Consider the following 20,482-nt stretch of genomic DNA (forward strand, 5'->3'; position numbering starts at 1 on the left):
CTGTGAGGGCTTTTGGCTATTGCTTGACCCAGGCTCCGCAGCGGCTGGATTTGAAGTCCTGGCCTGCCGCCAGCGTCACGGTGGGAAAGCCTCCGCCTGGAATGTCGTTGGCGATGATGTCGTCGCCGTTGGTGCCGCTGGCGAGTATTGCCCAGTAGCAGCTGGAACCCACGTCTGACTTCGTCCTGTAGACGCCGGGCTCGATGTCCACACCGACAACCCACGTGCCGTCCGCGATAGTGTTTGCGGCTTGTTTCTGCTCCGCCCCGACGACGGCGTCTTCGCGCTTCTTGACCGCGTCCTCGCGTTCGGCAATCGTCTTTGCGGATTCCTCTTCCTTGGTCTTGACGGCTGCTTCCTGCACCACCACGGCATTCTCGCGTTCGGTCATGGCGGCCTGCTGCTCGGCCAGGGTCTCCTCCAGACGGAGTCGTTGGGCGTCTATGCTGTCCCGCTCCCCAGAGGCCTTGCTTGCCAACGCGTCCATTTCGATGTACTCGTCGCTGGCAGTCGGGTCGGCGGTCAAGTTTGCTGTCAGGAATCCTCCGCCAAAGAGTACGACGGCGGCCATCACCACGATCGCCAGGGTGTACTTGCGCTTCTTCCCGGCTTTCGCAGGCTTGCCGGCGGGTTTGCCGGTGCCCGGTTCTTTCAACGTGCTCATTTCTCTCCCCTATCTTCTGGTGGCCGTCCCTGCGGCATGATGCCCAAGTGGCCGAGTCTTTGCGGCAGCTGAATGGGAAACAGTGCCCTCCAGGGAACGTCCGAACAAGCACCCTCGGCGGGTTCATCTGCGTCATCGCCGTTGGGAACGGCCTGTTTCGGCGGTAACTTCTCGTTCACGGCATCTCCTTGGCTAAAATGGCCACGCTATTTGGCCGCGGTTTCCACAATGATGTTCAGCCCGTCGTCCGGGTGGTACGTCCATGACGCCGTGAAGCCGGCCCAGTCGGCGGACTTGTTGCCGTCCAAGGCACGTGTCGATTCGAGCTTGGTGTAAAGGCTGTCCGGTGCATCAAGTTCGCCCAGAACACAGACGACCGTGAGGGCAGTGGTTCCCTCGGATTCCTCACCCGCTGTCTGCAAGTTCAGGCTTTTCCCGCCATCCATGACGGACACGCCTTCCATGTCAGTCGCGGAGCACACCTCGACAGCCCTCGGAATCGCGCCCGACTCCGACAGAGCACCACTCACGGCACCAACAAACGCGCCGAGCGCCAGTCCCGCAGCCAGCCCCACGACCAGCCCGCCCAGGCCAAAGTAGATGTGCTTGCGGCTCTTCACTGGAACCACAGGAACCGACGGCAGCTCGGGAAACGCAGCACGCCCGGCAACCGCTGGGTCAACGGAATCGTCCGCGCCATGCGGCGGAACCTGGGGTGTGGTTGGGGTGCTCATGGTTTTTCCTCAATCTCAAACTTCAACTGTTCCGGCAGGAGGTCGACGACCTTCTGCACTTCTTCGTCCGTTCCCGGCAGACCCGCGATCCGCAGTGCCGGGGGACACGCCGGACCGCCCCCAATAGCCGGCCCCGCACTTCCCCAAGACGTCGAAGCACTTGCTCTGCGCTCTGGGTATCGACACTAAACAGGCCGGCAAAGTTTTGCTAAGTTCTTGCTGATAACCAGAGTTATCAACATATCCACAGAGTTTGTCCACAAATGTTTTATGCTGGAACTGCACCGCACAAATCCACCGCGCAAGACAAGGAGATCCGCATGAGCGACCGCGCACCGCAAACGCCGCAGCAACTGCAGATCACCTTGTCCGACATCGCCGCGCTGGCTCAGGTCCAGCGCCCGGTGGTTTCCATGTGGCGTTCGCGCAGCAGGAACACCGGCAGCCCGTTCCCAACGCCCACCGGCCGCCACGGACGCCAGGAACTGTTCAGCGCCGCCGACATCACCGACTGGCTCACAGCCACCGGCCGCGGCAATAATCCTCATGCAGCCGAAGATGCGGCGGCTTTCGCAGCACCACTGGGACCTGAAACCAGGAACACCCACTTCACCGCCCTCACAGCCCTCCTGGCGCTGCGCTGCCTCGCAGACATGCCACTGGGCGGCCAAGTCGGCGATGACCTGCTGGATCTCGCCGATGAGATTGACCCGGACGACGAATTCCTGTTCGCCGAGCTGGAGGGACTTGGGCCGGAGCTGCTCCCGCTGGCCGCCTACGCTGACCTGCTGACGGATGCTTCCTATACGTCTGCGGCCGCGTTTGAGCAGCTCCTCAAGGACCGGTTCCGCGCCGGCCCATCGGTCCATGCGGACACCCTGCTGGCTGCGGAGGCCGTCGACCTCGTCGCCGCGACCGCCGTCGAACTGGCTGTGGACAGTGAGCAGCCTCCTGTTTTTATGGACGACGGCGGGAGCGACTTCCTGCTGGCCGTCGCCGATATTCTGGGCGAGGTGGCATCGGGAACGCTGTGTGTGGGGACGTGGGGCAATGCAGCGGCCAGGTTGGCGCGGCGCCGCATGCACGTGCATGGCCGGTCCAGGGACAACGTGGACGTGGCCAACCAAGTCAGCGCGAACCGTGCAGGCCCAGCCAGGATGGTCCGGCTGGCCCAGTTCCCGTCCCCTTCGCAGCCCATCACGAACCCCGCCGAGATTCTGACGGCCATTGATGAGATGGCCTTGGGCATGGATGGCCACTCATCCGCCGTGGTTCTGGCGCCGGCCGCCATCCTGACCGACGCTTTGCAGCGCACGACTCATAATCGTGAGGCCGAAGCTATCCGCTCTGATGTTCTGCGCTCTGGCCGGCTCCGCGCCATCGTGCGCCTGCCGCGGGGCCTGATGCCGACCAAACCCCGCCAAGCCCAGGCCCTCTGGGTTTTGGGCGATGCCCACGCAGTTTTGGGCGATGCCCACGCACGGGTGAACATCGCCGACCGCTGGACCATGGTCGCCGACCTCTCCGGGGCAGAACTCACCATGGACGTCAGACAGGATCTGGTCAGCGACCTGGCGGCCTCATTGGGCACCCGTGAGGAGATCCGGGCCCATTCATTCCGCTTTGCCCGGCTCGTACCCACCCGCTCCCTGCTGGCAGGATCCGGCAGTCTGACGGCCGAGACTTTGGCCTCAAACTCGTCGGGACGGCCCGCTCCGCACACCAGGGCCGCTGCCGCCGAGCTCATTCAGGCCGAGGCTGTCCTGGACGCCGTCAACGGCAACGTCCAGCAACAATTGCTGGTTTCACTCGCGGCCGGATCCCTGCCGACAATGCTGCCAACCACGGTGAGTGCCGCACTCAAGGACGGATCGCTGAAGTACCTGCAGGGCCACAGAATCGCTGATGCCCACATGGGAATGGGAGAATCGGCACGTGCCCCGCTGGCCATTATTGGTGTTGCAGAGCTCACCGGGAACACCGTCCGCGGGTCGCGGCACATCAGCCAACTCGTCTTTGCCGACTCCTACCCACAGGGCCGGCTGACCGAACCGGGCGACGTCATCTTCACAACCGGAGCGCAAGGCGGCGCCATGGTCGATGAGGTGGGTGCCGCCGTCGTGCTTTATCCGGCAAGGATCCTGCGCATCAATACCAGGCGCCCGCGGGGGCTGATGCCTGCGATCCTGGCTCAGGATGTGGGGCAGGCGGGGCTGGGGCCGTGGAAACAGCGGCCGGTTCGCCGGATTGACGACGGCGCACGGCCCGCCTTGGGTGCGGCGCTGGCGGAGGTGGCGGCTGAACGTCGGAGGCTGGCGGTACGGTTGCAGCAGTTGGATGGGCTGTCGGGGCTGCTCATGGATGGCGCCGCGCACGGAAGTTTTGAAGTTTTGGACATGACGGATTTGAGTACGACTATGGAGGGAACCAGCTAGTGGCTGCGAAGAAGGCAAAGGTTGAGGCGCTGCCGTCGACCATGAAGGAATTGAAGGACACGCTGTGGAAGGCCGCGGACAAGCTGCGCGGGTCCATGGATGCCTCGCAGTACAAGGACGTGATTTTGGGGCTCGTGTTCCTGAAGTATGTTTCCGATGCCTTTGATGAGCGCCGCGAGCAGATCCGCACCGAGCTGGCTGCCGATGGGCTGAACGAGGACCAGATCACCCAGCTCATTGACGATGTTGACGAGTACACCGGCAACGGCGTGTTTTGGGTTCCGGCGCGGGCGCGGTGGACGTACCTGGCACAGAACGCGAAGGGCACGGCTGCGTCGCTGGATGAGCATGCCAAGTCGATTGGGGAGCTGATCGACGATGCGATGGCGTACGTGATGGGGTCGAACCCGACCCTGGCGGCCACGCTGCCGATGATTTTCAACCGCGACAACATTGACCAGCGCCGCCTGGGCGAGCTGCTGGATTTGTTCAACTCCGCCAAGTTCACCGGCGAGGGCGCCACGAAGGCGCGCGACCTGCTGGGCGAAGTGTACGAATACTTCCTGGAGAAGTTCGCGCGCGCCGAGGGAAAGCGCGGAGGCGAGTTCTACACGCCGGCCGGCGTGGTCCGGGTGCTCGTGGAGGTTTTGGAGCCCACCCACGGGCGCGTCTACGACCCCGCGTGTGGGTCCGGCGGCATGTTTGTGCAGGCGGAGAAGTTCCTGGAATCGCACAATAAAGAGGGCTCGGAGATTTCGGTCTACGGACAGGAATTGAACGAGCGCACGTGGCGGATGGCGAAGATGAACCTTGCCATCCACGGCCTGAACGGAAACCTGGCCGCGCGTTGGGGTGACACCTTTGCGCGCGATCAGCACCCGGACATGCAGGCCGATTTCATCATGGCCAACCCGCCGTTCAACATCAAGGACTGGGCGCGCTCGGAGTCGGACCCACGCTGGAAGTACGGCGTGCCGCCGGCCGGCAACGCGAACTATGCGTGGATTCAGCACATCATTTCCAAGCTGGCTCCGGGCGGTTCGGCCGGTGTGGTCATGGCGAACGGGTCCATGAGCTCCAACTCCGGCGGCGAGGGCGAGATCCGCGCGCAGCTGGTGGAGGCTGACCTGGTTTCGTGCATGATCGCGCTGCCCACGCAGCTGTTCCGCTCCACCGGCATCCCCGTGTGCACGTGGTTCTTCGCGAAGGACAAGTCTGCTGGTGCTTACGGGTCCGTTGACCGCACCGGGCAGGTGCTGTTCATCGACGCCCGCAACCTGGGACACATGGTGGATCGTGCTGAGCGGGCACTCTCTGACGAGGACATTGCTCGCATCGCGGGGACGTTCCACGCCTGGCGCGGGTCCGCTTCCGCTGTGGCTTCCGGTCTTGAGTACGACGACGAACCCGGCTTCTGCAAGTCCGCCACCCTGGCGGAAATCAAGGCCGCCGACTACGCACTGACCCCCGGTCGCTACGTTGGCGCCGCTGAAGTCAAAGACGACGGCGAGCCGATCGAGGAAAAGATCGCACGTCTGTCTGCTGATCTGTTTGCCCAGTTCGACGAGTCCGACCGTCTGGCGGCAGTGGTGCGCGAGCAGTTGGGGAGGGTTTCATGAGTCTGCGAAGTTTCAAGATTCAGGACATCGCGGCTCCAGCCGCTCGGTCAATTGCGATCGGGCCTTTTGGCTCCAACCTCAAAGCGGACCTCTACACTCCTTCCGGAGTACCTGTCGTACGGGGACAAAATATCAAGACCAGCCCGTATCTGAACGAGGAAGATTTAGTTTTCGTTTCACAGGAGACCGCTGACAAGCTTTCATCCTCGATGTTGAATGAGGGCGATCTTGTTTTTCCTCACAGGGGAGCTATCGGTCGGGTCGGGATCGTCGGTAAGCGCCGTATGCTGCTTTCGTCAAGCATGATGAAACTAACCGTTGACCCGAATAAAGCGGATCCGAAATTTGTTCTCTACTTCTTCAGAGGTCCTGGCGAACGTGAACTTCTGATGCGTGCATCGACCGTCGGGACACCTGGAATTGGTCAGCCGCTTACCTCGCTTCGAGGTATCACCATCGAGCTTCCAGAACTAAGCCAGCAGCAAGCCATCGCAGAAGTCCTGGGCGCCCTCGACGACAAGATCGACGCCAACACCAAACTCACCGCAACTGCGGAAGCCTTGGTAGTTGCTCTCTTGAGCCAATTCCAGCCGTCGGTGGCTCTCAACGAGATCGTGAACTATCACAAGAATTCAACGAAACCTGAACTGCTTGAGGACATTTCTGTCGCTCAATACAGCCTGCCTGCATTTGATACTGGCCAACTCCCTGAGGAGTCCAGCCCACTCGATATCAAGAGCTCGAAGTTCCTCATCGAGCGGCCAGCAGTCCTCGTATCGAAACTGAATCCACGTTTTCCGCGTATTTGGGATGTATCTGAGGTTCCCAACATCCCGGCGCTGGCGTCAACCGAGTTCTTGGTTCTCGAACCACGCCACTCCTCGACAACGGTTCTCTGGGCAATATTGTCACAGGCAAGTTTTAGCGCATCGTTGGAATCAAAGGTTGCCGGAACTTCGGGCAGCCATCAGCGAGTGAAGCCTGCGGACCTGCTGGCAACTCTCGTTCTAGATCCCCGTTCTATTCCTACCGGGGTCCTAAACAGTGTCACGAGTAGCGGATTGCGCGCGACGCAAACTCGGATGGAAAATCGACGCCTCGCCGCAACCCGCGACGCGCTGCTCCCCCAGCTGATGTCCGGCAAGCTACGCGTCAAGGACGCTGAGCGCGTCGTCTCGGCCGCTGTGTGACTCTTCGGTCAGCCATGCGCTAATGCACTCGATTTCGAGACAATAGAGACGATAACCACCAATGTCCCGAAATCGAGGACGTTAGTGCGCGGTATGCACAGCGGCAGGTGAAGTGGCACATCGAGGCAAGTGTCCGGCGTCGTGCTTGGACTAGCGGCTCGCTGACCACCCGGGCAATGTCAGAAGACCAGTCATCTCCAGGGGCATGAGGCCGTCATCGAGAGACCTCATCCGCGCATACAGTTTACGAAGAGCCGCATGGTCAGGGAGATAGTGGCCGGCGACAGAACGCTCGAGCACTGTCACGCTCGTAATCATTTGCAAGTGCCCGGTCTGTGGTTCGACAATTCTGAGCCGGTCCAACCGTCGGGACTCGTGCGTAGCGAGGAGCTGCCCTCCACGATCGTCAATGAGAACCGTGACGTTGTGTCCTCGTTCAGCTTGAGTGGCAGCATGGGCCACCACCATCATTTCGCCCAGATCTTTACCGTTCCTCATTCGGTCGGCCATGGGCATTTTCGCAATACGTTCAAAGCTCTCACTCAGGGGTCCGGCAGCATCGTCACTGAGGATTTCCAGCAACGCCTGCGGAAGCTTCCCAAGAACGCTTTGCGTGCGCGAAAAACGTTCGTCGGTACGAGACTTGCGCATCATTTCCGAATGGACCGTCTCGGGAACACATAGCGGCCCGAGCGCCTCAAACAACATCCTCTCCTTATTGAGTGAGAAGAAGTTCAGGCCGGGGCCCGCGTCCATAATCGGAAGCGCCCTCACATCCCTGCGATCCGCTCGTCCACGGATTCATTCAGATCGTCAAGTGTGTCCAGAGCTTCAAGGAAGGCTCGATCCGATTCAACAGCAGGAAGGTCCTTGGCACGCAAGAATTCAGGTTCCACTGTCTTGGGCACGATGCCAGCGGCATCCAATTCATCTTTAACCTCGGACGCAGGGATGCCTCGAATGGATGCCACAGTCTCAACTGTGATCACGCCTTGCTCATAGCCGCGGATGGCGCGAGTGAGCAGACGCTGAGGTGCTCGGGTCCGGGAAGAATCAGCTTGAAGTGTCCGGTACTGGTCGAGCCAGCCAAATTGGGTGGCCAACCCCGGAGTACGGAGAACCATCCATTCAGCTTTGGTCTGGGCGCCGATAAATCCCGCCGAGCACAGGGCGATTGCAGCAATGGCAGGGGACACGAGGAATGTCTGCACGACGGACGAAAGGTGCGCCAGGGATATTTCTCCTGCCGTACGATCTCGCAGAAACCACCGAAGAGAATCCTCGGGAACGAGCAGATGCCGTGCGAATGCATCGGCACGCTGCTCCCGGAACGCGCGGGCAACAGGCACCTGTTGGTCGTAGTCCGTCCAGTCACGGAATATTGCGTGGGAGAGTTCGTGGGCGAGCGTGCTTCGTTGCCGCATCGGGTGATTCGTTTTGGCTACGCCAATGAATGTCGCTTCGCTTTTCGGGTCGAACATTGTGAGGCCATGTTCTCCACCATTTGCCTCTACTTCCAAGACAGCTACATCAATGTCCAGGCGGGTTTCAATCAGTGCCACCAAATCATTCAGCGGCCACACCCCAAGCCCATGGTCCAACCGGAATTTAGCAGCGGCAGCCCTGCCGTCTTCTTCAGCTGAAAGCCTGCTCATGCCTAAATTGCCTGGGAATCCAGGTAGGCGTTGAGATCCGCAAACTGCAGAAGCCTGTCACGCATGACCGACATCTGGGACCCATCGGTAGCCCGGGGCGCGCAGAGCACCCGGGAGGCTGCACCGGATCCGGTCAATTGCGCCAGGGAAACGCCCGTTCCTCTGGCAATGTCAACCAGCTCGCTGGTCTTTGCCACGCGATCACCGGAAACGATTCGGGAAAGTGTCGACTGAGAAATTTCCGTCAGGTCAGAGAGCTGCCGCTGGTTCAAACCGGCAGTCTCGTAGGCTGTTTTTACGCGTCCCCCCACACTGGTCGCGTCCATGGCACATCTCCTTGAATCAAAATTTCAACTTGATTCAATCGTAGCACCGCGCGCGGACACGAACGCGAGAATTCTGCAGCCGGGTCTCCCAGTGGAAACCGCCGCTGACCGTTCACCGTCAACGTAATACACCCCTTGGCTCCCACCGTCACTCGGATTCGAAAGTCTTCAGCACAAGCCGCTCTCCTAGAGCGACCGCTCAAACGGTGCTCGCAGTCGTCGACGCCGGTGAGCCTCCGCTCCAGCTCTTCCTCGGCAACTATCCACTCGACGTCGCGAAAACCGACTACACGCGACGCGTCGCCGCGTGGGAAGCTTGGAACGACATCTCGGTCGCGGCAGTCTGAACTACGTCGTCTCGGCATTCCCTGCCCGCGATCAGACTGGACAGATGAGCGGAGCGCTACATGAGCAACCCCCGGCGACGTGATCGTCGGCTGTTCGAGCGTTTCAAGACAAACTTCGCCCGGCTCGAACCGCCGCACCGGCTGCCCGGCATTGATCTGGCCCGCGGGTTCGCGGTCTTCGGCATGTTCGCAGCGCACCTCACCGTCATCACGCCGTTGGAATGGGGCCGGGGTGAGACGTGGTCGGGCATTGTCTCTGGCCGTTCATCTATCCTGTTTGCCACCCTCGCCGGTGTCTCCTTGGCGCTCGTCACGGCTGCCGCGACTGCCCGGAAGAACAATTACGATGCACCGACCCGACTGTGGGGAACACGGACGCAGCTCGTGCTTCGGGCCATACTCATCTGGGTCCTCGGCATCATCCTCGACGGACTCGAGGTTCCAATATTCGTCATCCTGCCTACGCCATCGTCTTCCTGATTGGCATACCGCTGCTGCGTCTGCCTGCGAGCACCCTGTTCGTGCTCGCCATGCTGCTGGCCCTGACCATGCCCTTTGTCGTCATGGCGATCGACTACAACGTGGCAAACAGCTCCGACCAACAGGAAATCGAGGATGCCCTGCGGATACTGGGCTGGAACTACCCATTTCTTCTGTGGACGGCTTTCATCGCCGCGGGGATGGGTGCCGGCCGAGTGCTAAGCGCAGGTCCCCATCGCGCCTGGATCCTCCTCGTTGTCGGCGCGGCGTTCTCATTTGTCGGCTACGGAATTATCGGCCCGATAGGCAATCGGGTGATTGCATCAGACAGCTTCGTCAACGAAGAGGCTTGGTCGGATGCATGGATCCAGTCGGTGATGCAAGACGGACCTCACTCCTCAGGCATCGGAGAGGCTCTCGGTTCGGGCGGCTTTGCACTGGCAGCGATCGGAGTGTGCATGCTGATCTGCGCGACTCCAATGCGTTGGCTGCTCTGGCCCATCCGAGCCGCCGGATCGATGCCGCTGACAGCTTATGTGTCGCACATCATCATCTGGGCGGTGTGGATTTCGGTCGAGGGCGGGCGCGACCCGAATCTCGACGAGTGGACCGACTTCCGAGAACTTGCCCCCTTCTGGCCTATGACCGTCGGGGTGCTCATCGGTTGCTCATCGTGGGCAGCGCTGGCCGGCAAGGGGCCGATGGAGGCGCTGCTGGGTGCACTGACTTCCGGCCGGCAACTCCGACGCACCTGAGCACATCCGCCACGCCACCCAGAAGGGCGATCCCGCCCGCGCCGCCCAGGCCCTCACCACCGCGGTGGATTCTCCGGAAACACCTGCATTGCTGCTGCTGGGGACCGATGCCTTGCGAGCCGTGCGCGGAGTGCTCACGGCGCAGCAGGCAGTGATCGATGAATGGGAAGAACTGTCCGAGGGCACGGACTTCCCTGCTTAGGTGACGGTGCACAGTGCCGGGCCTGCGCTGGGAGGCGCGGGCCCGGCGTCGTACATGAATCCGCCACTTGGCGGGCATTTGGCCACGTTTACGGACCGGGTGGCGGTCGCGGTAGCCCGAGGATCTTGCGAGTATTGGACCAAGCCGCAACGTCGCGGCGATCCGACCACCGGAGGCCCTCATGCAAAACTTAGTCGCTCCCCCGTTCGATCCTGAACTCAATGCCGCCCTTGAGCTCGTTACCGAGGTCATTCCATCAACTCTCACTCCCGACATGATTCCGCTTATGCGGCAAATGCCGGTGGATCCGGCACTGGATGAACTTGTCACCAGCGTCGGAGCAGTACATGAAGAACGCACCATCCCCGGTTACGAGGGTGAGGAAATCGTCGTTTCGATCTACCGCCGCCCCGAGCAGACAACGGCGGGTCCGGGGATTTACCACATCCACGGCGGCGGCATGATTATCGGCAACCGTTTTTTGGGAGTCCAAGACTTTCTCCCGTACATCGCCAGCCACGGGGCCGTTGTGGTGAGCGTCGAGTACCGTTTGGCCCCCGAGTATCCTGACCCCGTCCCGGTCGAGGACTCCTATGCCGGGCTGGTGTGGACTGCCAACAACGCGGAAGAACTTGGCATCGATCCAACCCGCCTTGTTGTCGCGGGCGCATCCGCAGGCGGTGGGCTGTCAGCGGGAGTCACCCTCCTTGCCCGCGATCGAAAGGGCCCTGCCTTGCGTGCATCGTTGCTGATATATCCGATGCTCGATGACCGCAACGAAACAGTCTCATCTCACCAGATTCAAGGTATCGGGGTATGGGACCGCACCAGTAATTTCACCGGCTGGAATGCTTTGTTGGGCGACAAACGCGGCACCGATGAAGTTTCGATTTATGCTGCCCCTGCACGTGCTGAGGATCTCTCAGGCCTGCCACCCACTTTTCTGGATGTAGGCAGTGCCGAGGTTTTTCGCGATGAAAACGTCGCCTATGCCTCCCGAATCTGGGCTGCAGGCGGTGTCGCAGAGCTGCATGTGTGGCCCGGAGGTTTTCACGGTTTCGACGGCTTCGCCCCACACGCACAGATGTCGATCGCCATGGTCGAGACACGGCACCGCTGGCTCAAACGGATGATCTCGGCCTGAGACTACACGACTGTTGACCCTGTCCACCTATGATGGGGTCAACAGCGATGTAGGGGATGTCAATGAAGGAACTTGCTGGCAGACTGAGCGCGTTGGACCCTGAAGCGAGCGAAACGCTCAAAGTCATTACGTACTTCGACAAACTCGTCGACGGCCGCGTCGGCCACGAAGGAATGCTGCGCGGAGCGGCAGTTCTTTGCGGGAGCCCGATCGGCTACCGCCGCGCTGGCCAGGACAACGGCCGGCGCTTTGCCGCCGATGGCACCGAAATGGCAGCGGGCCCGTCGGGCGTCTGGCCAAACACGACAGCAGATGAAGGCGCCATCGTCTGGCTGGAGCGGGCGGGCTCACTTCATGCCAACGATCCCATGGTCCTTGAGCGGCTTGCGATTGCACTGTCCATCACCACCATGCGCCTGGATACATTGGCGCCCGCCCGGCGTGCCATCGAAGTCTTGCTTTCTGGCGACGCCAGTCCTGAAGAGTGCGAAGAGGCAGCCGCACGCCTCTCCCTTGGCACACACGAACCGACATATGCGATCGCTATTCCAGCGGCTGTCCCGATCGCCCAGTCACTGGCCCACACGCTGGTTGGGACACGGCTCGGAGTGGTTCGTGCAGTTTTGGCGTCTGGTGACACCACTTCGGCATCCCGCGCGGGCATTGGCATTGCAGCCCAGACTCCCATTGCCATACGTGAGTCATGGCGGTCAGCTCTCATCGCACTTCGCCTCACCGACACCGAACAACCCGTACTGAGGGCCTCCGACCTCGGTGCACTTCTTGTGTTGGCCGATGCAACTGATCAAAACACCATTCGACATCCGGATGTATCTGCAATTGAGTCGCTGCTCGGCATTCAATGGACAGTACCCCTGCTGAGGGGTCTTGCAGGAGGAGCCAGCCGGCGGAGCCTTGCGACTCAGGCTGGCGTACATCATTCGACCATGGGCGTCCGGCTGGATAAGCTGCCCGAAACGCTTGGCTACGACCCGTCGACGCCGTCCGGCCGCACCAGGCTTGATGTCGCGTTAATGTTGCACCGCCTGACCAACGCCAAATTCGACGACGGCAGCTGACGGCCTGAGGCTCCGCGGGCAGGATCTTTTCCACCATGATGAGGTGTTCCCCAGTCGTCGCCACAATCGTGGGCGCATGTCGCCATTGCATACTCGTCGACGTTCACCTTCCGAAACTTAACTTTCTTATTCGGGTTGTGTGGGCAAATTTCTGGTGCTTCTCTCGATGACTGGAGGATAATCTCCTGCATGTCCAGCAGGGAGATTGGTAAGCAAGAAGCACAAGAACCGGCAACTCGCGCTACAACACAAGCCGAAGTGCCCTTCACGCTGCCGGAAGCCATGACCGGCAGGGCGAGCCCCGCGAAAGCAGCAGTCGGCGACAAACCCGTCTTTGCATACATCGCAAGCCTGCCGCAGCCGCAGCGCGGCGTCGCCGAAGCGGTCGATGCACTGGCAGCCAAGACTTTGCTTGGCCTCCAACGCTCCGTGAAATGGGGGATGGCCTACTACGGCATCGGTGACGGGTGGTGCTTCAGCTGCGGCGGCTTTGTTGGCCATGTAAAGCTCATGTTTATCAATGGTGCTTCGCTCGAACCGGTGCCGCCGGTGACACCGGTTGGGATGGGTAAGTTGACTCGGGGCGTGGAACTCAAATCCGTCGACGACATCGACGAACGCCAAATCGCAGCATGGATGAAAACAATCACGTCCATGCCGGGCGTTGGAAGCAAGAAGCGCTGAGCCTGGGGTCAGTTAGAACAGGTAGGCGAGGTCCTCATTGAGCTCAGCCTTGTCGAAGGCCCTGTGGTCAAGGGTCTCGCCCGGCGAAAGCTCCAGCCAGTCTCGATACCGGCGGTGTTCCTCGTGCTTGGGATCATTGATGGCCTCAATGAGGTTTTCCCAGCCCCAGATACCGCCGCAATCCTCGGCAGGACCGCGGCCGCGGCCACCGGTGCAGCGCACAACCGGGGCCTGGGGTTCGGCCGGCAGGACCTTCTCCACCTTGATGAGGTGCTCCCAGTTATCACCGAAATCGTAGGTGTAGACCATGGAATCACCCTCCGCAGGCAGCACCTCGCCGAGCGTGTAGGCGTTTTCGTCCAGGTCCCGCTTGCCGAACATGTCGGGCTCCGGGATACCGTAAACAGCTCCCCCGGGGCCGCCAACCTGGAAGCCGTGGAGGTGGTAACTCTCCCACTCGAAGGAGTTTTGCACGATGGTGTGTATGTCTCCGAGAGGCACGTCCGAGCGCACCAGCAGCCGCCGCCAGATGGGAGGCGACGCGCGGTTGATGGACACCTTCAGCTGGTAGATCGGAGCGTTGGGGTTCTTCTTCTTGCCCTTGGATTTCCTCTTGGCAGGTTCGACGGCGGTCGGGAACGGGTCATACTCGTTGGCGCTGAAGTCGGGGTCTTCATCGTCCTCCTGGTCCTCGTAGGCCCTCTGGGTGACGGCGACGGCGGCGCGCACCATCGCGGGCGGCACCGAAATGGTGCCATCCAAGGTGACCAGGCCCAGCTCGGCGAGTTCAGCCATGCGGTCCCGAAGATGCCGTGCCGCGGTTTCGTCGAGGCCCAACGCTTGCAGGCTGATGGGATCGGAGAGGGCACCGATCGGGACGGGCACCCCGGTGCACGCCGCATAGAGAATCGCCGCCTGCGCAGCAGCGGCCTGCCCCACCCAGGGTGCCCAGTCCTGCTCCCCAAAAACCGCAACGGAAAGGAAGTTGGTAATGAACCCACCCAGAGTCTCGCGTCGTTCCGGGTGGCCGGGTTGAAGGATCCTCTGGGCGGACGGGGTGGGCCACACTTTTGTGGAGCCGATCTCGATGAGCTGGGCCGATTCCAGCGCCGCCCACATCTTGGCCAGCATCGGGACCTCATACATGGATTTCACGATGGGAACTTGGCCCTGCGGCAAGTTCTTCCGGTCAAAATACGGTACCTGTTCCCGCTTCGCGTTGGCCTTTGCACCCGTGGCTGCAACACCAACTGCGGCGGCGGCCGCCTCAATGTCCTTCAGTTTCAAGGCGCCGGTGGAGGTCACCGCCGCACCGGGACCGATCCACCGGAGCAGGGCTTCCATGCGTTGCGCGAGCGGCGTGGCCTCGAGCCCGGCCAGTTCCTGTTCCGGGGTCAGATCCGGCTGGTCAATGTCCGGGAAGACCGGTTCATCGTCCTCGTAAAACAGCCCGGAGACTGTCTCGAATTCTTCCTGCGTGCCGGTCCACAGCTTCGTTTCCTCCAGGAATGTCAGGTACGTCCGAATCGCCACAAAAACGAATTCGACGTCCTCCTCAACCTGGGCTGTGACGAGGGTGGACATGGCCTGGCCAAACGGGAGTGGTGCAAAGCTGGTGATATCCGACGCCGGCGTCTGCTCGAAATAGATGATGGCCAGTTTGCCGACAGCCTCGAGCAAATCCTGGACTGCCCCGTCCGGAAGCCCGTCCATCGTGTTGCACCACGTGGCGAATGCGGGTGTGACGGCGTCCACGGCACGGATGGCGCGCAGTTCGCTGACCGACGTGGAGACCCTCTGATTCTTGTTGCCCTTGGAATTCTTAGCCATGGCACCATGCTTCCACATTGGGCCAAGTCGCACCCAGTCCGGGGCATGTAAAGAAAACGCCGAAAACTTTAAACATCGCGCGAACACGCAAAGAACCTTTCAATGGTTATCCACAGGTACTGCCTTGCTGTAGCTTCTGCCGGCTTCCGTGTCAGACCCTGCGAGTAGCTTCTGAAACATAGGAACATCGCAAGATTCGAAAGAGGTTTGCTCATGTCCACGCACAACGACCCCACCGAAGAGGTTCCGGCATTCCCACCCGTTCCCGCCCGTAGCTTGATGCCCGCTTGGTATCCCGACATGCTGGCATCCGTTGCAGACAAGGTTTCCACCGGCCGGGTCCGGGCGGTTGCAGCGGTCAACCAGGAACTCGTTGCCACTTACTGGGCTGTTGGTAAGGAAATCCTAGAGCGCCAGGGCCTCGAGGGCTGGGGAACCAAAGTCATCGACAGGTTGGCTGCTGACCTACGGGAAAGATTTCCAGACTCAAGGGGATTCTCGCCCCGAAACTTCGTTTATATGCGACAGTTTGCCTACGCTTGGCCTGACTTTCCAATTACGCAACAAGCTGTTGCGCAATTGCCATGGGGACACAATATTGCTCTGCTTGAGAAGCTCAGCGACACCCAAACCCGCCTCTGGTACGCAACAGCCGCCGTCGAACATGGATGGTCCCGCAACGTGCTGGTTCACCAAATCGAGACCCGCCTGCACGAACGCTCCGGGCAGGCCGTCAGCAACTTCAAGGCGGTTCTTCCAGCCGCAGACTCGGACCTTTTGCAGCAGACCATGAAGGACCCGTACGTCTTCGACTTCGTGGCCATGACCGACCGGCACAACGAGAGAGAGTTGGAAACTCAGCTCGTCGATCACGTTGAGAAGCTCCTGCTGGAACTCGGACAGGGCTTTGCGTTCGTTGGCAGGCAGGTCCGGCTTGTGGTTGGCGGAGACGAATTTATTGCCGACGTCCTCTTCTACAACTTCCGGCTGCGCAGCTTTGTGGTGGTTGAGCTCAAGGCAGGCAAGTTTGACCCCGGATTCCTCGGCCAGTTGGGCATGTACATGGCCGCCGTCGATGACTTGATGGCCCACCCGGACGACAAACCGACCATCGGCCTGTTGCTGTGCAAGACCAAAAACAACGTAGTCGCCGAGTATGCACTTCGCGGGTACAGCGCTCCGATTGGAGTGGCCGAGTGGAAGACACAGATCGTTGAGTCACTGCCGGAGGAATTCAAGTCGAGCCTGCCGAGCATCGAACTGCTGGAGGAGGAGCTGGGCGACGGATGAGTGCAACACAATGTTGCAACAGGCTGTTGCAACATTGCGCGGGACGCAATTGTGCAAGCCCCGCTTGCACAATTGCTTTAGGTTATTGAGGGCTCCGGTCAGCCCGAGACTCCGCCAATCGAGACGTTGACCTCGTGCGAAACGGGAGTGCCGCGCTCCACCGTCCGCGACACTGTGCAGTATTTGTCATGCGAAAGTGCTGCGAGACGTTCCACCATTCCTGCAGCCTTTCTCCCGCCTTCGGTGTCGGGGAAGTCCACGTTGAAAGAGATGTGGAGATTGTCCACGCGGGTGGCGCCGTCCTCCACCAACTTGTTGCCGCTGGCCTCCACCGTGTAGCTGGTGGGCTCGGCACTGCGGGCAGTCACCGTGTCGACGTCGATCGACGAACAGCCAGCAATGGCCGCCAATAACAATTCGACGGGGCTCAGCAGCCCCTCACCGTGACCAAACTGAATCTGCGCACCCGCGGCGTTGCGTACTGTATATACGGCCGTGGACGTGCGGGTCAGCTCGACGGAACGCACCATGGAATCATCTTTTTCACTCATCTGCCCATCATGCCACCGAGAGCGCCGCAACGGGCGGATTTTTAGTTTTACTTGGCCCCTCTCCTACGCTGATAACCCCGCATAACAGTTCACAACCCGCCACCGACCGGCACTGCTGATAGCGTCATTGAAGATCGCCATCCAGTACACGGGGAGAACACCATGACACTCGCAGCCACCGGCTTTTCCGAGGCCGACTGGGAGGGCGTTGCCCTCGAGCGGCTGGCAGAAGAACACTTGGGCTGGAAGCCGACGCGCGGCGAGGAGATCGCGCCAGGCAAGGGCGAGCGTGAATCATGGTCTGAGCTGCTGATCCGCCCCCGCATGCTCAACGCCCTGCAGCAGCACAATCCGACCGTTCCCCTGCAGTACCTCAAGCAGGCGCTGGCAGAAATCACCGCCCCCAAGTCCAACGACGCCATCAGCGAGAACCAGCGCATCCATGCCTACCTGGTCCACGGCTACCGCCTCAGCTACATCGACAACGACGGCACCGACGTCAACGCCACCATCCACCTGATCAGCGCCGACCCGGACCGGAACGACTGGCTCGCCGTCAACCAGGTAACCCTTGTGGCCGGTGACTACAAGCGCCGCTTTGACCTGGTCCTGTACTGCAACGGCATGCCGGTCAGCATCATCGAGCTGAAGAAGGCAGGCAGCGCCCAGGCAGACCTCCGGGCAGCCCACGCACAATTGCAGACCTACCTGCGCGAATTCCCCATGGCCTTCCGCTTCTGCGTCATGACCCTGGCCAGCGACGGCATCCAGGCGAAATACGGCACCCCCTTCACCCCGTTCAACCACTGCTCCCCATGGAACGTAGACGACGACGGCGTGCCCGTCCCACCGGGATTCACCGTCGATGGGGAGGCCGTCACCAGTATGGAGACCGCGTTGGACGGGCTCTACAACCAGGACCGTTTCCTGCAACTGCTCAATGACTTCACAGCCTTCGATGAAAACTCGGAAGGCCTCACCAAACGCATCGCCAAGCCCCACCAATACTTTGCCGTCACCAAAGCCGTGGGAAGCACCGTCCAGGCTGTTGAATCCAACGGGAAGGCCGGCGTCGTCTGGCACACCCAGGGGTCCGGCAAGTCCATGGAAATGGAGCTGTACACCAACCGGGTCATCCGCCACCCCCGGCTGAAAAATCCGACAGTTGTGGTCATCACGGACCGCAACGAGCTCGACGGCCAGCTCTACGAGACGTTCGCCCAAAGCCAGCTGCTGCCCGAGAAGCCACGCCAGGTCAAGCGCCGCTCAGAACTGCGGGACGAGCTGAGCAACCGCACCACCGGCGGCATCTACTTCACCACGCTGCAAAAGTTCGGCCGCAGCAAGGCTGAGAAGGACGCCGGCAACGACCACCCGCTGCTCAGCGACCGGCGCAACATCATCGTCGTGGTGGACGAGGCACACCGCAGCCACTATGACGACCTTGACGGCTACGCCCGTCACCTGCGCGACGCCCTGCCACACGCCACACTCATCGCGTTTACCGGAACCCCGATCTCCTTCGAGGACCGCAACACCCGCGATGTCTTTGGCGACTACATCGACATTTATGACCTCACCCGTGCAGTAGAAGACGGCGCAACCGTGCCCGTGTATTTTGAGCCGCGGCTGATCAAGGTGGGCCTGGCCGGCTCGGTGACCGAGGAGCAGCTGGACGCCGCGGCGGACGATGCCACGGTGGGCCTGGACATGACGGAACGTGCGCGCATCGAGGCAAGTGTCGCCGTCGTCAATGCCGTATATGGTGCACCGGAACGCATCGCCGCACTGGCGGTGGACCTGGTCCAGCACTGGGAGGGCCGGCGCGCCTCCATGGTCAAGTTCATCGAGGGCCCGGGCAAGGCCATGATCGTGGGCGGCACACGGGAAATCTGCGCCAATTTGTATGCGGCCATTGTGGGACTGCGGCCGGACTGGCACTCAGACGATCTCGCCGCGGGCAAGATCAAGGTGGTGTACTCGGGCGATGCGACGGACGCTCCCCCGGTGTCCGGCCATGTGCGGCGCGATTCGGAAAATGCCGCGATCAAGGCACGGCTGAAGAACCCCGACGACGAGCTGGAGCTGGTGATCGTCAAGGACATGATGCTCACCGGCTTTGACGCCCCGCCGCTGCACACCCTGTACCTTGACAGGCCGTTGAAGGGCGCCCTGCTCATGCAAACCCTGGCCCGCGTGAACCGCACGTTCCGCGGCAAGGAGGACGGGCTACTGGTTGCCTACGCACCGCTGGCCGACAACCTGGCCAAGGCGCTGGGCGAGTACACGCAGTCGGACCAGCAGAACAAGCCCGTTGGCAAGAACGTGGACGAGGCCATCGCCATGACGGTGACCTTGTTGGGGTCGCTGGGTCAGCTGCTATCCGGATACGACTGGAAGGCCGTGCTGCACAAGGGCGGCCCCAAAGCCTGGATCAACGCCGCAACCGGCGCCACTGCATACCTGCGCGACCCCGCCACACCGGGGAACGCGCCGTCAGACCCGGAAACCTTGGCATCCAGATACCGCAGGTACAGCGGACAACTCTCCCGGGCATGGGCCTTGTGTTCCGGCTCGTCCGCGCTGGAGGTGCTACGGCCGGATGTGCAGATGTATGAGGAAATCCGTGTCTGGATGGCCAAGTTCGACGCCGCCGACCGCCAGGCATCCGGCCAGCCCATCCCCGAGGACATCCAGCGCCTGCTCGGCGAACTGATCGCCGGGGCGACTTCGTCGGGTGAGGTACTCGACATTTACGCCGCCGCCGGCATGCCCAAGCCGTCACTGGACGACCTCACTCCCGAGTTCATCGCCAAAACCAAGACGGCCCGCAACCCGCAGCTTGCCATTGAGGCGCTGCGGAAACTTGTGGCCGAGGAATCGGTGGCGACGACGCGGAACAATGTTGTGCGGCAGCGGGCCTTCTCGGAACGCATCACCGAACTCATGCGCAAGTACACGAACCAGCAGCTGACTTCTGCCGAGGTCATCGCCGAGCTGGTCGAGATGGCGAAGGAGGTCGCGGCCGAGGGCAACCGCGGACAATCCTTCAGCCCACCGATGAACCAGGATGAGCTGGCGTACTACGACGCCATTTCGCACAACGCATCCGCCGTGGATGTCCTGGGAACGGGGGTTCTGGCGGACATCGCCCGACAACTGGTGTCGGTCATGCGCCGCGACATCCGCACCGACTGGACCGTGCGCGACGACGTCCGCGCCAAGCTTCGCTCATCCATCAAGCGGCTGCTGGTCCTCAACGGCTACCCGCCGGACAAGCAGCCCGGTGCGATCAAGCTGGTCATGGAGCAGATGGAATCCATGGCGCCACGGTACGCGGAGGCGCGGGCCGGGGCGTAAGTGCGGCTGGGCGGAGCGAACCTTTAACTCAGAGTCAATAGTTCGCTCCACCAGTTCTGCCTCCCCTCGGCTGAACCCCACCTCCCAAAAAAGTTGGGAGTTCGTTGGGAGTTGGGCTTTTGGCCTCGGCTCCCCGC

General features: G+C 61.4%; 18 protein-coding genes. 11 read left to right on the forward strand and 7 right to left on the reverse strand.

Going from position 1 to position 20,482, the window contains the following annotated elements; translation table 11 throughout:
* Positions 1–16 precede the first annotated feature (16 nt).
* Both art_RS11200 and art_RS21035 read right to left on the reverse strand, forming a co-directional pair.
* Complete coding sequence (locus art_RS11200) at positions 17–664, reverse strand: hypothetical protein (RefSeq protein WP_157875241.1); 648 nt, start codon at positions 662–664, stop codon at positions 17–19.
* A gap of 206 nt (positions 665–870) precedes the next feature.
* On the reverse strand, positions 871–1,398 hold the full coding sequence (locus tag art_RS21035; protein ID WP_052136299.1) for a hypothetical protein: 528 nt from the start codon (positions 1,396–1,398) through the stop codon (positions 871–873).
* 320 nt (positions 1,399–1,718) lie between these two features.
* On the opposite strand from art_RS21035, the gene art_RS11210 reads away from it, so the two are divergent.
* From art_RS11210 to art_RS21040, 3 genes are read left to right on the forward strand one after another with little or no spacing between them, the layout of a single operon-like run.
* A complete protein-coding gene (locus art_RS11210; protein ID WP_052136301.1) occupies positions 1,719–3,833 on the forward strand; it encodes a hypothetical protein in 2,115 nt (704 codons plus the stop codon).
* A 41-nt stretch (positions 3,834–3,874) separates the two neighbouring features.
* The gene (locus art_RS11215) at positions 3,875–5,452 is read left to right on the forward strand and encodes a class I SAM-dependent DNA methyltransferase (protein WP_052136949.1); all 1,578 of its coding nucleotides are present in this window, start codon (positions 3,875–3,877) and stop codon (positions 5,450–5,452) included.
* Positions 5,449–6,642 (forward strand): restriction endonuclease subunit S, encoded by a 1,194-nt coding sequence (locus art_RS21040; protein WP_052136302.1) that lies wholly within the window; start codon positions 5,449–5,451, stop codon positions 6,640–6,642. The genes art_RS11215 and art_RS21040 overlap by 4 nt, the downstream gene beginning before the upstream one ends.
* A 150-nt stretch (positions 6,643–6,792) precedes the next feature.
* On the opposite strand, the gene art_RS11225 is transcribed toward art_RS21040, so the two are convergent.
* The 3 genes from art_RS11225 to art_RS11235 are packed head-to-tail and all read right to left on the reverse strand — an operon-like array spanning position 6,793 to position 8,623.
* Positions 6,793–7,398, reverse strand: a complete 606-nt coding sequence (locus tag art_RS11225) for a hypothetical protein (RefSeq protein WP_038469773.1) — start codon at positions 7,396–7,398, stop codon at positions 6,793–6,795.
* Between the two features lie 14 nt (positions 7,399–7,412).
* Positions 7,413–8,297 carry an ImmA/IrrE family metallo-endopeptidase gene (locus art_RS11230; RefSeq protein WP_038465025.1) on the reverse strand — a complete coding sequence of 295 codons (885 nt, stop codon included), beginning with the start codon at positions 8,295–8,297 and terminating at the stop codon, positions 7,413–7,415.
* A 2-nt stretch (positions 8,298–8,299) separates the two neighbouring features.
* Entirely contained in the window at positions 8,300–8,623 is a 324-nt protein-coding gene (locus art_RS11235; RefSeq protein ID WP_038465027.1) for a helix-turn-helix domain-containing protein, read from the reverse strand.
* A gap of 407 nt (positions 8,624–9,030) precedes the next feature.
* Between art_RS11235 and art_RS21045 the strand changes: the two genes are divergently transcribed.
* The 6 genes from art_RS21045 to art_RS21055 all read left to right on the forward strand — a co-directional run bounded on the left by art_RS21045 (position 9,031) and on the right by art_RS21055 (position 13,314).
* A complete protein-coding gene (locus art_RS21045) occupies positions 9,031–9,450 on the forward strand; it encodes a heparan-alpha-glucosaminide N-acetyltransferase domain-containing protein (protein ID WP_052136304.1) in 420 nt (139 codons plus the stop codon).
* A 50-nt stretch (positions 9,451–9,500) separates the two neighbouring features.
* Positions 9,501–10,205, forward strand: coding sequence for a DUF418 domain-containing protein (locus tag art_RS21050; RefSeq protein WP_253901595.1), 705 nt, complete (start codon positions 9,501–9,503; stop codon positions 10,203–10,205).
* A gap of 64 nt (positions 10,206–10,269) precedes the next feature.
* On the forward strand, positions 10,270–10,407 hold the full coding sequence (locus art_RS22245; protein WP_157875242.1) for a hypothetical protein: 138 nt from the start codon (positions 10,270–10,272) through the stop codon (positions 10,405–10,407).
* A gap of 181 nt (positions 10,408–10,588) precedes the next feature.
* Complete coding sequence (locus art_RS11245) at positions 10,589–11,551, forward strand: alpha/beta hydrolase (RefSeq protein WP_038465029.1); 963 nt, start codon at positions 10,589–10,591, stop codon at positions 11,549–11,551.
* A gap of 62 nt (positions 11,552–11,613) precedes the next feature.
* Entirely contained in the window at positions 11,614–12,630 is a 1,017-nt protein-coding gene (locus tag art_RS11250) for a helix-turn-helix domain-containing protein (RefSeq protein WP_038465031.1), read from the forward strand.
* A gap of 189 nt (positions 12,631–12,819) precedes the next feature.
* Positions 12,820–13,314, forward strand: a complete 495-nt coding sequence (locus tag art_RS21055; RefSeq protein WP_052136308.1) for a DUF1801 domain-containing protein — start codon at positions 12,820–12,822, stop codon at positions 13,312–13,314.
* A 12-nt stretch (positions 13,315–13,326) separates the two neighbouring features.
* Here the strand turns inward: art_RS21055 and art_RS21060 are convergent, their stop codons facing one another.
* Positions 13,327–15,144 (reverse strand): plasmid pRiA4b ORF-3 family protein, encoded by a 1,818-nt coding sequence (locus art_RS21060; protein ID WP_052136310.1) that lies wholly within the window; start codon positions 15,142–15,144, stop codon positions 13,327–13,329.
* 213 nt (positions 15,145–15,357) lie between these two features.
* Between art_RS21060 and art_RS11265 the strand changes: the two genes are divergently transcribed.
* Positions 15,358–16,434, forward strand: coding sequence for a YhcG family protein (locus art_RS11265; protein ID WP_038465034.1), 1,077 nt, complete (start codon positions 15,358–15,360; stop codon positions 16,432–16,434).
* Positions 16,435–16,532: 98 nt separating this feature from the next.
* Here art_RS11265 and art_RS11270 read toward each other — a convergent pair whose 3' ends face one another.
* Positions 16,533–16,985 (reverse strand): OsmC family protein, encoded by a 453-nt coding sequence (locus art_RS11270; RefSeq protein ID WP_038465036.1) that lies wholly within the window; start codon positions 16,983–16,985, stop codon positions 16,533–16,535.
* A gap of 162 nt (positions 16,986–17,147) precedes the next feature.
* Between art_RS11270 and art_RS11275 the strand changes: the two genes are divergently transcribed.
* Positions 17,148–20,345 (forward strand): type I restriction endonuclease subunit R, encoded by a 3,198-nt coding sequence (locus tag art_RS11275; protein ID WP_038465038.1) that lies wholly within the window; start codon positions 17,148–17,150, stop codon positions 20,343–20,345.
* Positions 20,346–20,482: the final 137 nt, after the last annotated feature.

Origin of the sequence: Arthrobacter sp. PAMC 25486, from assembly GCF_000785535.1 — a bacterium.
Classification (GTDB): domain Bacteria; phylum Actinomycetota; class Actinomycetes; order Actinomycetales; family Micrococcaceae; genus Specibacter.